This window comes from Pseudomonas sp. EA_65y_Pfl1_P113 (assembly GCF_963970525.1).
GTDB classification, from domain to species: Bacteria; Pseudomonadota; Gammaproteobacteria; order Pseudomonadales; family Pseudomonadaceae; genus Aquipseudomonas; species Aquipseudomonas tritici.
Map to the genome: position 1 here is coordinate 1 of NZ_CAXAQM010000193.1, position 662 is coordinate 662.

The 662-nt window shown below is 63.4% G+C and carries 1 protein-coding gene; it reads left to right on the forward strand.

Annotation, left to right across the window (positions count from 1 at the left end; all coding sequences use genetic code 11):
* Window positions 1-31 precede the first annotated feature (31 nt).
* Window positions 32-662, forward strand: a 631-nt coding sequence (locus tag AACY52_RS29080; protein WP_339561181.1) for an N-acyl homoserine lactonase family protein, incomplete at its 3' end; no start/stop codon positions are given.

Here is a 662-nt window from a genome sequence, read left to right on the forward strand (position 1 = left end):
TTCCGGACATCTATCAATCGAGGATCACGTCATGAAATTCACGTTGTGGCATGTGCTGGCCAGTTGCGTCTCGCTCCTGCCGAGCGCCCCCGTTCAAGCCGCTCCGACCGCTCCCGAGGTCGAGCTGTGGCGACTGGATTGCGGCGAGATCGAAATGAACGACGCTTCGCCGTTATCCGATGCCGGCAGCTATGCCGGGAAATCACGCCGACTGACCGACGGTTGCTACCTGATCCGCCACGGCAAAGAGCTGTTGTTGTGGGACGCAGGGTTGCCCGTCACCGTACGCGGCGCGCCGATTGACGCGCAACCGATCAGCCCGACGCTCGCGGTCGATTTGCCGACCCAGCTTGCGCGGATCGGCATTCGCCCGGACGATATTGGACGGCTGGCGATCAGCCACTATCATTTCGACCATGTCGGACAGGCAGCGAGCTTTCCAAAAGCAACGCTGCTGATCGGCGCGCGGGATTGGGCGGCGCTGCATAGGGGCACGATCCCGTTCGCCGACCCGCACCTGCTCGCTCCCTGGTTTACCGGTGGGGGCAAGGTCGACCTGATCGAAGGCGATCGGGATATTTTTGGGGACGGCTCGGTCGTGATGCTTGCCACGCCGGGGCACACCCCCGGCGAATCCTCGCTGCTGGTGCGTCTCCCCAGGA